Here is a 14,199-nt window from a genome sequence, read left to right as displayed (position 1 = left end):
GTTTCACGTGAAACATTATTTGTATTTGTCTATGGGGGTGTTTTTACGTTGGAAAGCATTTTTGCACCATGGAGAATGACATATATAGCAGATGCAGACAAACAAAAAACGTGTATTTTTTGCGAGTTCCCTAAAAAAAACGAAGATGAAAAAAATCTTATTCTCCATCGAGGGACAATGTGTTTTGTCATCTGTAATGCTTTTCCCTATAATCCTGGGCACCTTATGGTTGCTCCTTATCGCCATACGGCAGTTTACGAGGAGTTATCCGATGAGGAGCTTTTAGAAATGCATCGCCTGGGCGGAGTTTGTTTGAAGGTGCTCAAAAAAGTGATGCATCCTCAAGGGTTTAACCTGGGTATAAACCTAGGCAAGGTTGGCGGTGCTGGTTTTGATGGACACCTGCATCTTCATATTGTCCCCCGCTGGAATGGAGATACTAATTTTATGCCAGTGCTCGCTGAAACACGTGTTATAGCAGAGAGTCTAGAACAAACATATAAGAGATTAAGGGATGAGTGGCCTTTGAATGATTGTTGATGAGTTCTGGGAGCCAGCCGAAAATATAAGTGCCGAAATAAAAATAAAACGCTCTATTTTTATAGCCCATATTTCTGTCGCACGGACCGAAGAAGATGCCCGCCAGTTTGTTACCCATATTTCACAAAAGCATAAGCAAGCCACCCATAATTGTTGGGCCTACCGTATAGGGGTCGACCCGCCACACGAATATTCTTCTGATGATGGAGAACCGAATGGCACAGCCGGGAAGCCGATTTTAGGCGCTATACAGCGGTTTGACGTAACAAATACAGTTTTAGTGGTAACAAGATATTTCGGCGGAATCAAGCTTGGAGTCCGCGGGCTTATAGAAGCTTATGGTGAGGCTGCATCCAACGTTCTGGAAAACGCTGGCAAAATAAGAGGGCGCCTGGGAAGCCGCTGCAATATACAAATAGATTACCCTTCTTATAGCGCGTTCTTATACCAGTTAAAGGGGTTGGGGGTCGAAGAAGGCTCTTGTAATGTGACATTTGAAGAGGACGTAAGAGTGAGTTGCTTTGTTCCCCTTTCCCTATGGGGGAGAGTAGAAGCATTTCTTTGTGAAAGTCAAAATAGATCCTTTATAAAAGGATGGAGCAGAGAATAGAAGGTCAGTACAGGTCAACATCTTGGCACTCTTTATAGCCAAAGATTGCTTGAAGGCGGCGCTTTACACCTCCTATGTCAACCCATATAATAGCAGGGTTGACATAGGAGGTGGTTTTATGAGGTTTTCAGTTCGCGCAATGGTTCTGGCTTCTCTTTTTGCCGTGTTGATGGTGGTGAGCGCTTATATCCGTATTCCTTTTCCCTTTGTCCCTATGACATTGCAAACGTTATTTGTTTTTCTTTCAGGAATGCTTTTGGGGCCGAAACTCGGCAGTTTATCTCAGGTACTATATTTTTTCCTTGGATTATTAGGGCTGCCTGTTTTTGCTGGCGGTTGCGGCCTTCAGATTTTTGTGTCTCCCACCGTTGGTTTTATATTGGGCTTTATTGTTGCTGCCTATGTTGTTGGCCGTATAAGTCATGACGACACATTGCCTCTTTTTTTCCGGTACGGTGTAGCGCCCTTTCTTGGTATTACCCTGATTTACCTTTTAGGATCGGTTGGTCTCTATTTCAACTTAAATGTAGTGGCAGGAAAGAGCATTAGTTGGCTGAAAGTGCTGCAAATAGGGGTTTTCCCCTTCATCACGGCGGATATTCTAAAAGGCGTGGGCGCGTCAATGCTTTCGTGGAAGATTGTTCCGATTCTTAATAGATCTGGAATCTTGCAAAAATCTTCAACTCAGATTCGCCATAAAAGAGAATCAAGAGGTTGATCAAAGCTGACCTATTGGGTTTGATGTAATGCTTTCTATATATTGTTTCACGTGGAACTTTCTTTTTGCGCCGCTGTCATTCATATATCGGATTTTTCCAAATATTTGCCGCTCTGGCCAGGCTTGATCATGGACGCCGCCAATGCTCCATGCGATTCCTGCATAGCCGTTAGGGTCTCTGCCGTCTATTTCATAGCAATCGTTGAGATAAATGGCTGCCTTCATGGCTTCTTCAGGAGATTTGCTCCATTCGAGTATCTTTTTTGCCCAGTACATGCGCAACCAGCTGTGAAGCTTACCGTGGAAAAGAATGTCTAACTGGCAGGCGTTCCATAATTGATCATGGGTTTTGCCGTGTTCAAGTTCCTCGAGGGTATATGTAAATTTTCGAGGGTCCCATCTGTGCTCATCCAGGGTTTTCTGGGCCCATTGGGGGAACCCTTCAAAACAGTCGTAAGAAGGGGTATAAAAGCAAAAATTATCGGCTAATTCTCGTCGAACTATCAGTTCTTCTAGAAAACTGTCAACAGAATCCCGTATTGATTCGTGATTCTCCCCATGTTTTTTTATGACAATGGCCACTCTTTGAGGGGCTATTTGACCAAAATGTAAGAAGGGGGAGAGTTGGGAGAGAACATTATTAGTAGGGTCGTTACGCAACTCTTTATATACGCGCAATTTTTTTTTGATAAATTTTTGAAGGCACTCCATCCCTGCAGTGTAACCAGCTTTACCTCCATAAAGGGGCAGCGTTTTTTGGGGATAATGATATTTGGTAAGCATTTCCAATGGGGCGGCAGTCTTCAAAGCTAGTGTTTCATTATAAGGATGGCGGATCAAAGAGGGGATAGGCGTAAGAAAATCTGGCACTTTTTTTAAAATCCTCGGTCTGAAAGTGCGGGCGGAGTACTCTTTTTTTGTCGATGCCTCCCAACACGGAACAATGTTATGGGCGTCTATTTCATAAAAGGGGATAGCAATATCCTTTTTTATCTGTTCTACCCACTCTTTTTTAATTCTTAGAGGGCTGAAATCAGTGAAGAGGGCTGATACATCAATTTTTTTTATTAAATTCGGAAGAGAAAGAGGCGCTTCCTGTTCTAACAGAATAAAGGGAATGTTTAAACCTAAAAGCCCTTGCCTTACTTCGTGCAAACCATGGAGCATAAAATGATATGCTCGGTATGAAGCCGATAAAAAATGAGGGGTTAAACAAAAAACTACTAGAAGGGGTTTTTTATTTAATAGCGCATACTTTTGCGCCTCTAGTAATGCCCAGTTATCTTCCACTCTTTGGTCACGATTCATCCAGTATGCAACAGGTCCCTCTCCCGGTATGCCATTTTGAAGTATTCGCCCACGTTCTTTCACTAGATCACCTTCTTCAAAAAAATTTTTCAAAGGCCTCTCTTTTTGCTGTTTTCGATTTTCTTGAATATGCTATTATCCAGCATAGAAGGGTGGCGTTTGTCTTGTTTGCATATGTAGCACTTGCAGGTCGAATCGTTATGCTTGGTTTCGAGAGGATCGTAGTAAAAAAATTGGGAACAGGAGCTAATCCCAAGGCCGCTTTAATGCTTTTTGTCGGCTTAGCCGCCTTATTTCTTCTGCCATTTGCCGTAAATACGGTTTATGGCGGCCATATAGATTGGGCTTTTATTAAATATGTTGCGGCAAGCAGTCTAATCTATGCTTTAGCCTTTCTTTTATACATTCGTGCCCTTTCAGAAGGGGAGGCCTCTCTTGTCGCTCCCCTTTCTAATTTTAACATTCTGTTTTTGCTTGTCCTTTCCATACTTTTCCTTTCTGAATCCTTTTCTTTTGTGAAAGGAGCCGGGCTGCTGGTCTTGCTTTACGGAGCAACCTTTCTGAACAGGCAGAGAAACATGTACTTATCCCTTAAGGCGTTACTCGCTGACAAGCCTTGTCAAATGATGATGGCTTCCTCTTTTTTAGTTGCAATTGGCCGTATTATTGACAAGGGTGGCGCCGCTTCCACATCCCCTGTCCTTTACTCCTTTTTCCTTTACTTTTTTGTAGCTCTCTATTTAGGCCTGCTGATGTTTTTAAGAAAGAACTTAAAGGAGGTTTTTGTCCTCTTTAAAGATCGTCCCTGGATTTCTCTCGCCAGTGGCTTTATAAACGCCTACGCCTATTTATGCCTCCTTATCTCCTTCAAATCTATTGAAGTAAGCATTGCGGAACCCCTTTCAATGTTGAGCATGGTTGTTACCGTCATGCTGTCATCAATTATTTTGAAGGAAGACATTCGTTACAGGCTTAAGGGAGTGTTCTTCATGTTTATCGGGGCGAGTCTGCTTTGTATGGCATGATAAGAAAAAAGAGGCGAGAGGAAATAAGTTTCTCCTTTTTCGCCTCTTTTTACAATTTTTCTATTCGAGCCACTCAACAATGGACGAAAGATACACTTGATGTAAATGTTTTGTTAACTTGCCAGGAACGCCATTTCCAATAATTTGATCCCCTATTCGTACTACTGGCAAAAGTTCCTTGACTGTTCCTGTAATAAAGGCTTCTTCTGCCTCTGGGAGTTCTGTCAAGAGAGGGCATCGTTCTTCAACCTGGATGTTTCCCCGCCTGGCGAGCTCGAGAACGATCTGCCGCGTTGTTCCTGAAAGGGCTCGACTGGTGGGTGCTGTAATGAGGTGTCCGTTTTTTATAAGAAAAAAAGTACTATGGGATCCCTCTACAATTTCCCCTTCAGGACAATAGAGGATTTCGTAGGCTCCTTTAGAGTCTCTTTGCCCAGTGAATGAAAGCATATAGTTTATGCTTTTTGTGCTTGGCAAATATCTCTCTGCATTAATTGGATGTAAGGCGACCCCCTTTTCATAGAGTATTGGATCTGGTTTTCGGATTTCTTCAAAGATCACAAAATATCTTGAGGAACTGAAAAGATGATCCTTTCCAAAAGAGTCCCCTCCGGTAATATACGGGCGAACCATGGTCTCACAGCCCATTTTTTTAATTCCCTCCCGTATAATTCGGGCCATTTCATCAAGAGTGGCAGGCATCACAATAGAAGAAGCGGTGGCTGATCCTTCAAGACGTTTCAGATGAGGAGTCAACATAAGAGGTCTTCTCGAGTGAGTACTTATGGTTTCAAAAACTCCGACGCCACGTTGAATAATAAGGTCTGTTACAGGGAGCTTTGCTTCCTCTAAAGGAAGAAATTTTCCATCGATATAACAAAGATTCATAAAAATGTCACCTCTTTCAATCTCTGACACCGTTTGCAAGTATATCGTGAAATTCTTTATTGTGCATTAGTTTCTTGAAGAGGGTCGAAAGTGGTATGATTACACAGTATATGAGAACCTCAGGGGGGGAAAGCTCCTGCTTCTTTTTTCCAGAAGTAAAAGAAAATGTAGGATAGCAGCCTTTCTCGTGGATAGGACAGGTAAATTTCGTTTTTTTTTGTTTGTCCTGCTGATGTTTTTTTGTTTTTCAAAAGTGGCTTTTGCAGAGGAAACCATACTTGTTCTTCATTCCTACCATAACGGATACCCATGGACTGATGCCATAAGTCGAGGAATAGCAAAGGTCTTTGATCAGCGAGACAAAGAAGTCAATATTTATGTGGAATATCTTGATGCTAAACGTGCCAGTCCCAATCGTTTCACCCTCTTTCTGGAAAATAGCCTTCGTTTAAAATACAAAAAGAAGCCGCCAGATATTATCCTTTGTGGCGATGATGATGCTTTTATCTTTATGAACCACGCGGGGCGGCGCCTTTTCCCCAAGGTCCCTGTTGTATTTTGCGGAGTTAACAGCAGAGAGTCCCTGACGGAAGAAATAGACAGCCTCACTACCGGTCTCATAGAACGGCTTGACATAGAGGGAACCATAAATCTGGCTTTAAGGTTATTCCCTGTCACAGAAAACGTGGCGGTCATCAGTGACTTGTCTTTAACTGGAATGTGGATCATTAACCAGCTTCGAGAAAGCATGAAGTCCTATGAAGGAAAAGTCAACGAAATTAACCTTATGGGTCTAGGTCCTGATGACTTAAAGAAATCGTTACGAGAACTCCCTCCCCAGACTATTATTCTGTTACTGTTATATGCCCAGGGCGGTGAGGGAGAATATTATTCTCCTGACGAAATCCTTGCCATAATACAGGATGCTACTGACCTGCCCATTTTTTCAGTATTGGAGATGATGATCGAGAGGGGAACTCTCGCCGGGAGTGTTCTCAGGGGAGAAGCCCACGGAGAACGAGCGGCTAAACTGGCTGTTGAAATCCTGGATGGCAAGGCTCCCTCATCTATCCCAATCAAAGAGGATGTGCCGGTGTCCATGGGCAACTACACCGGGCTTAAAGATTTGAAAAAATCCCTTCAGAGCCTTCCAGGGGATATGATCCTCTTTGGTGAACCAGAAACTTTCTTTTACCGGCATAGACGGCTTATCGCTATTAACGTGGCTATCACATCCGTTCTTGCCATTCTCGTCATTGCTCTCCTCTGGAATGACAAATTGCTCAAAAGGGAAGTATTGAACTTACAGTCCGAAACAGAGCACCTGGAGAAACTTTTTGAAAACTCCCCCCATGGAACCATTCTCATTAATCCAAGAGGAGAGATAATGAGGGCCAATCGCGCTTTTCTGCGGATGTTTGGATATGGTCGGAAAGATGTTAAGGGAAAGGATGTGGATTCCCTTTTGGCAAAAGCAGGAGACCTGCTGCGCCACGCCCAGGATTTGACCATAATCACAGGTCTGGGCGGTGTGGTTTCGGGGCGGGAAAGTTTAAGACTGCGTAAAGATGGTTCCCTTCTTCCTGTTATGATTTCTGGGTACCCTCTTGTAACGAAAGGCATGTATCGAGGGAGTTATGGAATTTACACTGATATCTCCGCCCGCAAGAACAATGAGGGAGCTATTCGTCAGCATCTCAGGGCAGAAGAAATTATCTCGTCCCTTTCAGCGGCTCTTGTCAAAGAAAAAGATTTTGAGCAGACGATTCTTTCTTCTCTCCATGACCTGAGACTTTTTTTTCGGGCTCGATATATGTCCGTTTTCCTCTTTGACAGGCCAGATAAAGGAAGAGGAACAGCTTTTATTCGTTATGAAGGAGAAAAAGAAATGGGCAGGAAGGTTTTTCCCCTTACCTTTGGGGAAACTGAACCTCTTAGACGAACGATCCAGTCTCAGACCGTGTTTTTTTTAGAAGGGAAAAGTCCCTTTACCTGGGACACAGAAGAAAAGAAGCAAATACTTGAAACTACACCTGACGAAACAGTTATTCTCCTTCCTCTTTTGCGAGATGAAGCCATGGCAGGATGTGTCTGTTGTGTTTTTGTGCGGGAAAAGGGAAATGACCATGAAGAACATATATCTGAAGGCCTTCTTGGCATCTATTCACTTTTGTTAGGTTCTGCTCTCTCGCGCTACGAAACAGAACTGGCCCTGGAGAAAAATTTACTTTTGTTATCAAAGACATTCAAGGAAACTTTTCATCTCATGAGCCGTCTCCTTGAGATAAAAGATCCTTACACTGCGGGACATCAGCAGAAAGTAGCATACCTCGCCAAAGCAATTGCCGAAAGGATGGAGCTTCCCCATAACAGGGTAGAAGCCGTATTTTATGCGGCTCTCGTGCATGATATCGGAAAAATCCCTGTCCCCTCATCTATTCTTAGCAAGCCCGGACGTCTCAGCGAAGCTGAGTTTGCCATTATTAAGAACCACGCCCGTTTTGGCGCGGAAATATTATCTGCAATAAATTTCCCATGGCCTATCGCAGATATTGTTCTTCAGCATCATGAGCATGTTGACGGTACAGGGTATCCCCATGGCCTGAAGGGTGACGAGATCTCCCTTGAAGCAAAGATTGTTTGTGTTTCTGATGTGGTGGAGGCCATGTCCTCTTTTCGGCCCTATCGGCCGGCTCTCGGCATAGAGGAAGCCCTGGAAGAGATACAGAAAAAACGGCAAATATGGTTCGATAGCAGGGTTGTTGACGTATGTCTTCATATTTTTAAGGAAACAGGAGGAGAGTTTTGGAAAGAAATCACAAAGTCATCCCATAATGTATAATGTAATTTGGTAAAAAAGTATGGGGCAGAGCACCTTTAGAGGGAGGTCGTTCCATGGTATTTCAAGTGTTAGCCATCAATCCTGGCTCCACAAGCACTAAGATCGCCTGGTTCTATGATGAAGAAGAACAGTGGAGAGAAACGGTTCGCCATGATCCTGAAGAACTGGCTCGTTTTGAAGCCATTGCCGACCAATTTGAATTTCGCCTTGCTACGATTCAGGCTGCCGCTTCCTCTCACGGTTCATCTTTCTATAGTCTCAGTGCCGTTGTAGGGAGGGGTGGGCTCGTTGAGCCGGTACCTGGCGGAACCTTTATTGTAAATGATGCTTTGCTGGAACGCTTGCACGTTGGAAAACCCTGGGAACATGCTTCTAATCTAGGTGGAATTATTGCGGATGCCATAGCTTCTCCCCGTAATATTCCCGCTTTTATTGTGGATCCTGTTGCTGTTGATGAAATGAATGACGTGGCGCGTATTACCGGCCTTCCGGAATTGCCGAAGATCTCTTTAGGGCACGCTCTCAACATAAAAGCCACTGTCCGCCGGGCAGCGAAAGACCTTGGGCGAGGTTGGGAAACACTGAATGTTGTAGTAGCCCATATCGGCGGAGGCTCCACTGTTTGTGCCCATTGTCAGGGACGGATGATCGACCTCAATAGCGGGAACGATTTTGGCCCCTTTTCTCCGGAACGGGCTGGAGGTTTGCCTGCAGGGGATTTGGTTCGCCTTTGCTTTAGCGGAAAATACAACGAAAAAGATTTGCTTCGAAAGATGGTGGGTAAGGGGGGTCTCATGGGCTATCTTGGAACAAGTGACGTTCGCGAAGTAAAAAGTAGAATTGCTGAAGGGGATAAGGAAGCAAGACTTGCCTATGAAGGAATGGCCTATCATTTCGCGAAAGAAATAGCAGCCCAGGCTGTTGCCATGTCCGGCGATGTAGATGCCATACTTATAACAGGCGGAGTTGCTTTTGATAGTGATTTCATAGCGTTGCTCCAGAGTAGGGTCCAGTGGATTGCCCCAGTGCTTGTATATCCCGGCGAGGACGAGATGAAAGCCCTGGCGGAGGGCGCTCTACGTGTCTTATCTGGCGAAGAGGAACCTAAAGATTATGAACAGTGTATTGCAGGAGGTAGAAAACAATGATGCATGATCTCGACTTTCTGCTCGAAAAATGTCAGGCAGGCAAGCGGATGAACCTTGCAGTGGCTTGCCCTTATGGAGACGATGTTCTTGGAGCGGTTTGTGAGGCTCACAGAAGAGGGCTGGTCAACGGTATTCTTATTGGGGATTCAGAGCAGATAAAGAAAAAAGCACAGGAACATCATTTTGATATTGAAGGCCTCACTTTTGTAGAAGAGAAAGACGACTATTCCGCTACTGAGAAGGCCGTTCAGATGGTTTCTTCACAAGAAGCAGATCTCCTCATGAAGGGACTGGTAAAAACGGCAGTTCTCCTTCGGGCAGTCCTGAACAAGGAATGGGGGCTTCGAACGGGGTCGTTGCTATCTCATTTGTTTCTTTTCGAGATTCCCCTCCTTAATCGGCGGATCATAGGCTTGTCCGATGGAGGTATGAACATGTACCCGGACCTGAACGCAAAAGTTGGCATCATCGAAAACGCGGTAGAATGTTACCATAAAATAGGGGTGGATAATCCTCTTATCGCAGCCTTAGGTGCGGTAGAAGTTGTGAATCCTGACATGCCTGCGACTCTCGACGCGGCAGCTTTAACTCTTATGAACCGCCGGGGCCAGATCAAAGGCTGTACTATCGACGGTCCTTTTGCCCTTGACAATGCAATCAGCGAAGAAGCTGCCCAGATTAAAGGGATCGAATCTCCAGTTGCAGGAAAAGCAGATATGCTGCTTGTTCCTACTATCGAATCTGGAAATCTCATAGGAAAGGTACTGTTATATATGACAGGCGGTCGAGGTGCAGGTGTCATTCTTGGCGCACGGAAGCCCATAGTTCTTACCAGTCGTTTTGATTCAATGGAAACGAAACTGCTCTCTATCGCTCTGGGAGCAGTCGTTGCCAGTAAAGAGTGATTTAATATTAAATAAATCTATTAAGGAGGTTTTTTACTCTCATGGAACAAATTCGTTCTTTGTCTCAACTGCTTGAATATGCGAAAAAAATAGGTGCAGAAAAAGGGCCCAAAAAAGTATCAGTAGCCATGGCTGAAGATGCAGGCTTGCTTTCTGCTATAGAGGAAGCCAGGGTTGCCGGTTTTGCTGAGGCTATCCTTGTGGGGCGTAAGGAAAAAATGGAAGAAGCGGCGAAAGCTGCAGGAGTGGACCTTTCCAATTACGAAGTAGTAGATGAACCCAGAGGTGAAACAGCAATGGCTCTGACCTCTGTCGAAAAAGTATCTTCCGGCCAAGCCCATATTTATATGAAGGGGCAGCTTCACACCAATAACTTTCTTCGAGGCATGCTTAATAAAGAAGTAGGACTTCGCAAAGGCAAGAACACTATTTCCCATTGTTATTTTCACTCTGTGGAAGGATTCGACAGAGTATTTTTTGTGGCTGACGCTGCCTTTAATATGTATCCTGACCTTTCTGCCAAGGCGGATATCCTTCAGAATACAGTGAATTTTGCTCGCGCCTTTGGCGTGCAGGAACCGAAAGCCGCAGTCCTTGCAGCCGTGGAAGTTGTCAATCCAGACATGCCCTGCACCCTGGAAGCTGCAGCCCTTACGGTTATGAACCGCCGTGGCCAGATCAAAAACTGTATCGTTGACGGCCCCTTTGCCCTTGATAACGCAGTGAGTGAAGAGTCTGCCAGAACGAAGGGTATTGTTTCTCCTGTAGCGGGGAACGCCGATGTCCTTCTAGTTCCTGACATTGAAGCAGGAAACATGATGGTTAAGGCCCTCGTTTATTTCTCTAAAAATGAAACAGCAGGCCTCATTCTTGGGGCAGCGGCTCCTGTCATTCTTACAAGCCGAGCCGATACGCCGAGGGCCAAAATGCTTTCCATCGCTGCAGCAGTGGTCCTCTCTTCTTTTGAAGAAAGATAACTTTCGTGATTAAGGGGCTGCATTGCGCGGCCCCTTTTTCATATTTTGATAACGGAAGGGGAAAACTATGAAAATACTAGCGATTAACCCTGGTTCTACGAGTACTAAAGTTGCTCTTTTTGAAGACGAATCACAACTTTGGAGCGATACCCAGCGGTACGATGTGGAAGTTATCAAACAATTTTCCTCCATTCCAGACCAGGAAGAATTTCGTCTTGTTGAAATAAAAAAAGCACTGGCCGCCCACCATACTGACCTTACATCCCTGGATGCTGTTGTAGGGCGTGGGGGGCTGTTAAAACCCATACCTAGCGGAACCTATATTGTCAGTGAGCCCATGTTGGAAGACTTGCGTTCATGCCGGTATGGTTCCCATGCCAGTAATCTTGGAGCCCCCCTGGCCTTTCGGCTGGCCCAGCAGGGAAGCTGTAATAGGTCTTATATTGTTGACCCTGTTATCGTGGATGAAATGATACCTGAAGCCCGTCTTTCGGGCCTGCCTGAAATAAAGCGGAGATCGATTTTTCATGCCCTAAACCAGAAGGCAGTAGCACGACGGGCTGTAGCGGAACTTGGCAAAGAACCTGGCAGTTGCAACCTTGTGGTGGCGCACATGGGGGGAGGCATATCAGTGGGGGCTCATGATTGCGGCCGGGTTGTGGATGTCAACAACGCTCTTGATGGGGAAGGGCCCTTTTCACCGGAACGGGCTGGATCCCTTCCATCCGGCGGGCTGGTGCACCTTGCCTATAGTGGTGAGCATGATCTGAACGGTCTTTTAAAACGGATTGTAGGAGGCGGCGGCCTTGTTGCTCACCTCGGGACCAATGATTTGCGGGAAGTTCAAAGAAGGATCGATGAAGAAGGGGATGAAAAAGCAGCCCTTCTTTTTGAAGCTCTTGCCTATCAGGTGGCAAAAGAAATAGGGGCTTGCTCTGCTGTTTTGAATGGGCGGGTGGATGCCATCGTTTTGACAGGAGGATTAGCCTATAGCGATAGACTCGTCGGGAAAATACGTCAGCGCATCTCTTTTATCGCGCCGGTGCTGGTCTACCCGGGAGAAGATGAAATGAAGGCCCTTGTCGAAGGAGCACTCCGTGTTCTTCAGGGAGTAGAAAAAGGCAGAGAGTATAGGTAAGGCCTTATCAATGCTCAAAAAATGGATTTTTAGGGGGCTGTTGAAAACAGCCCCTTTTTTATTGTTTACAAAAAAAAGAAACTGTGATACCATCATTTTAGTTTCGCATAATAGATTATAAATCCATGGAGTGGAACAAATGACACAAAATCAGAGTCAAATACGAGTTATTGATCGGGCTTTTTCCATTCTGTTTTTTATGGCCCGCCATAAAGAGCCTATAGGTGTTACTGATGTAGCACGAAATGTAAATCTCCCCAAGGCAACGGCATATCGTATTCTTGATAGCCTTATAACGCAACGGATGGTGACAGAGCGGGAGGGTCTATACGAAATGGGCCCTGCCACGTTGTTTCTGGCCGATGCCTATCGCTCTCAAGTAGCTTTCTCTGAAATCGCAAGGCCCTTTCTTGAGAGGCTTAACAGAGAAACAAAAGAAACGGTTCATCTTTTTATTTTTGAACATGGGGAGTTCTTTTACCTCGATAAACTTGAAAGCCCGTATCAGGTGCGAATGCATTCCCGTGTGGGTGTCAAGGGGTCCTTGCTCCATCTCTCCGCGGGGAGAGCCCTTCTTTCCGCCCTTCCCCAGGAAGAGGTCAGTCGTATATTAGGGGATGAGGCGACGCCCGATGTATTTAACGAGCTGGAGGAGATTCGCAAAAGAGGATTCGCTATTGATGATGAGCAGAATGAAAAAGGCCTTCGTTGTGTGGGGGCTGTTATATTAGATAGCCATTCCCGACCTGTGGGAGGATTGAGTGTTTCTGCGCCCGTATATCGTTTCAGCTATGGAATGATCGCTAAATATGGCGAGACGGTTTATCAAACTGCCCAGGACATCGGTACCGCATTGCTTCACTATGAACGTGAAAGAAAAATTAAAAAATAGAGCCTTATCGGCGAAGGAGGAATATGAAATGATTAAAACCCCCAAACTCGTTATGATTCCAGGACCAACTCCGGTGACCCGCTCGATTCAAGACCAGATGGGTCGAGAGACAGTAGCTTTTGGCGATCCTTTTTTTGTTCAGGACTATAAAGATGTTCTGGCAGATCTGAAAGAGCTTTGGAAGTGCAGCGGAGAGGTTTTTGTCGTTGCTGGTTCAGGAACCCTTGCCATGGAAATGGCTATTGCCAACATAACCAAACGAGGAGATAGCGTTCTCATTTGCTCCAACGGTTATTTTGGTGACCGCTTTATAGATATGTGCGAGAGAAAAGGCCTTGAAGTTGATGTTCTCTCAGCCAAATGGGGCACATCTGTTACCGCAGAAGAAGTTGAGAAAAAACTATCTGAGAAGAAATATGATGTGGTTACTGTAACCCACGTGGAAACGTCCACTGGGGCAGCGGCTCCTATCGATGCCATTGGGAAGGTTGTAAAAGCTCACGGAGCCCTTTATGTAGTAGATGGTGTCGCGGCTTCGGCTGGGGCCGAGGAATATATGGACCCCATGGGGATCGACGTGCTCCTTAGCTGTACTCAGAAAGCTTTTGGAGTTGCTCCCGGCCTGGCTATCCTCTGGGCAAGCAAAGAGGCTGTCGAAAAGAGACGTTCTCTTGGAACCATCCCTGAGTCCTATGCGGATTTTGAAAAATGGCTTCCCGTTATGCATGATCCCTCTAAGTATTGGGGAACCCCGGCGATCAACCTTGTATGGGCCCTGAAAGAATCGATCCGAATTATCAAAGAAGAAGGCATCGAAGAACGATATAATCGTCATCTTCGTCAGGCAGCTCTCGTTGATGCCGCTCTTGAAGCCATGGGATTCAGGGTTGCCGCAGAGAAACCTTTCCGCGCTCCGACCCTTTCCGTTTATCTCTATCCAGAAGGTGCCAATGTGAATGATGCCGAATTCAGAACGGTATTGGCTGAAGAAGGGGCCCAGACAGCAGGATGTCTCGCGGATTTTGCAGGAAAAGGTTTCAGAATGGGACACATGGGCAACGTTGACAAGCATATACTTGTTTCGGCGGTGGCAGCGGTGGAACGGGCAGCAATGCGCTGCGGCATAGACATTGAGCCTGGCAAGGGCCTCGGTGTTCTGCAGAAAGGTCTTGCAGAAGAGCACTAAATCACATAAGAAAACAAAATAC

At 45.5% G+C, this 14,199-nt stretch carries 13 protein-coding genes; 11 read left to right on the top strand and 2 right to left on the bottom strand.

Annotated elements, in window-relative coordinates; genetic code table 11:
• The 3 genes from B2U56_RS09790 to B2U56_RS09780 all read left to right on the top strand — a co-directional run.
• A partial coding sequence (locus tag B2U56_RS09790; RefSeq protein WP_349679266.1) for an HIT domain-containing protein occupies window positions 1-540 on the top strand: 540 nt, incomplete at its 5' end.
• Window positions 530-1,150, top strand: a complete 621-nt coding sequence (locus tag B2U56_RS09785; RefSeq protein WP_013049223.1) for an IMPACT family protein — start codon at window positions 530-532, stop codon at window positions 1,148-1,150. The genes B2U56_RS09790 and B2U56_RS09785, both read left to right, overlap by 11 nt.
• Before the next feature lie 118 nt (window positions 1,151-1,268).
• A complete protein-coding gene (locus B2U56_RS09780) occupies window positions 1,269-1,868 on the top strand; it encodes a biotin transporter BioY (RefSeq protein WP_013049222.1) in 600 nt (199 codons plus the stop codon).
• Here B2U56_RS09780 and B2U56_RS09775 read toward each other — a convergent pair whose 3' ends face one another.
• Window positions 1,869-3,239, bottom strand: a complete 1,371-nt coding sequence (locus B2U56_RS09775) for a deoxyribodipyrimidine photo-lyase (protein WP_286953672.1) — start codon at window positions 3,237-3,239, stop codon at window positions 1,869-1,871.
• A 101-nt stretch (window positions 3,240-3,340) separates the two neighbouring features.
• Here B2U56_RS09775 and B2U56_RS09770 point away from each other — a divergent pair, with 101 nt between their 5' ends.
• Complete coding sequence (locus tag B2U56_RS09770) at window positions 3,341-4,201, top strand: EamA family transporter (protein ID WP_013049220.1); 861 nt, start codon at window positions 3,341-3,343, stop codon at window positions 4,199-4,201.
• Between the two features lie 60 nt (window positions 4,202-4,261).
• Here B2U56_RS09770 and B2U56_RS09765 read toward each other — a convergent pair whose 3' ends face one another.
• A complete protein-coding gene (locus tag B2U56_RS09765) occupies window positions 4,262-5,089 on the bottom strand; it encodes an aminotransferase class IV (protein WP_013049219.1) in 828 nt (275 codons plus the stop codon).
• Between the two features lie 187 nt (window positions 5,090-5,276).
• Between B2U56_RS09765 and B2U56_RS09760 the strand changes: the two genes are divergently transcribed.
• The 7 genes from B2U56_RS09760 to B2U56_RS09730 all read left to right on the top strand — a co-directional run bounded on the left by B2U56_RS09760 (window position 5,277) and on the right by B2U56_RS09730 (window position 14,177).
• A complete protein-coding gene (locus tag B2U56_RS09760) occupies window positions 5,277-7,931 on the top strand; it encodes an ABC transporter substrate binding protein (RefSeq protein ID WP_286953669.1) in 2,655 nt (884 codons plus the stop codon).
• A 53-nt stretch (window positions 7,932-7,984) separates the two neighbouring features.
• Window positions 7,985-9,079: a butyrate kinase gene (gene buk / locus B2U56_RS09755; protein ID WP_013049217.1), complete on the top strand. Its 1,095-nt coding sequence runs from the start codon at window positions 7,985-7,987 to the stop codon at window positions 9,077-9,079.
• Window positions 9,076-9,984, top strand: a complete 909-nt coding sequence (locus tag B2U56_RS09750) for a bifunctional enoyl-CoA hydratase/phosphate acetyltransferase (protein ID WP_273015754.1) — start codon at window positions 9,076-9,078, stop codon at window positions 9,982-9,984. Before buk (B2U56_RS09755) ends, B2U56_RS09750 begins: the two co-directional genes overlap by 4 nt.
• Window positions 9,985-10,025: 41 nt before the next feature.
• The gene (locus tag B2U56_RS09745) at window positions 10,026-10,961 is read left to right on the top strand and encodes a bifunctional enoyl-CoA hydratase/phosphate acetyltransferase (protein WP_273015755.1); all 936 of its coding nucleotides are present in this window, start codon (window positions 10,026-10,028) and stop codon (window positions 10,959-10,961) included.
• A gap of 67 nt (window positions 10,962-11,028) precedes the next feature.
• A complete protein-coding gene (buk, locus tag B2U56_RS09740; protein ID WP_286953667.1) occupies window positions 11,029-12,099 on the top strand; it encodes a butyrate kinase in 1,071 nt (356 codons plus the stop codon).
• A 139-nt stretch (window positions 12,100-12,238) separates the two neighbouring features.
• Window positions 12,239-12,991 (top strand): IclR family transcriptional regulator, encoded by a 753-nt coding sequence (locus B2U56_RS09735; protein WP_286953665.1) that lies wholly within the window; start codon window positions 12,239-12,241, stop codon window positions 12,989-12,991.
• A 28-nt stretch (window positions 12,992-13,019) separates the two neighbouring features.
• Window positions 13,020-14,177 carry a pyridoxal-phosphate-dependent aminotransferase family protein gene (locus tag B2U56_RS09730; protein ID WP_286953664.1) on the top strand — a complete coding sequence of 386 codons (1,158 nt, stop codon included), beginning with the start codon at window positions 13,020-13,022 and terminating at the stop codon, window positions 14,175-14,177.
• Window positions 14,178-14,199 lie beyond the last annotated feature (22 nt).

This window comes from Aminobacterium sp. UBA4987, assembly GCF_002396985.1.
Classification (GTDB): Bacteria; Synergistota; Synergistia; order Synergistales; family Aminobacteriaceae; genus Aminobacterium; species Aminobacterium colombiense.
Note: the sequence above shows the minus strand (reverse complement) of the source record. Positions and strands in the feature narration are given on the sequence as shown.

Excerpts from the sequence above, each read along its gene's own strand:
- B2U56_RS09785 (WP_013049223.1), top strand. The coding sequence starts at position 530 with ATGATTGTTGATGAGTTCTGGGAGCCAGCCGAAAATATAAGTGCCGAA.
- B2U56_RS09780 (WP_013049222.1), top strand. The coding sequence starts at position 1,269 with ATGAGGTTTTCAGTTCGCGCAATGGTTCTGGCTTCTCTTTTTGCCGTG.
- B2U56_RS09765 (WP_013049219.1), bottom strand. The coding sequence starts at position 5,089 with ATGAATCTTTGTTATATCGATGGAAAATTTCTTCCTTTAGAGGAAGCA.
- buk (WP_013049217.1), top strand. The coding sequence starts at position 7,985 with ATGGTATTTCAAGTGTTAGCCATCAATCCTGGCTCCACAAGCACTAAG.
- B2U56_RS09750 (WP_273015754.1), top strand. The coding sequence starts at position 9,076 with ATGATGCATGATCTCGACTTTCTGCTCGAAAAATGTCAGGCAGGCAAG.
- B2U56_RS09745 (WP_273015755.1), top strand. The coding sequence starts at position 10,026 with ATGGAACAAATTCGTTCTTTGTCTCAACTGCTTGAATATGCGAAAAAA.
- buk (WP_286953667.1), top strand. The coding sequence starts at position 11,029 with ATGAAAATACTAGCGATTAACCCTGGTTCTACGAGTACTAAAGTTGCT.
- B2U56_RS09735 (WP_286953665.1), top strand. The coding sequence starts at position 12,239 with ATGACACAAAATCAGAGTCAAATACGAGTTATTGATCGGGCTTTTTCC.
- B2U56_RS09730 (WP_286953664.1), top strand. The coding sequence starts at position 13,020 with ATGATTAAAACCCCCAAACTCGTTATGATTCCAGGACCAACTCCGGTG.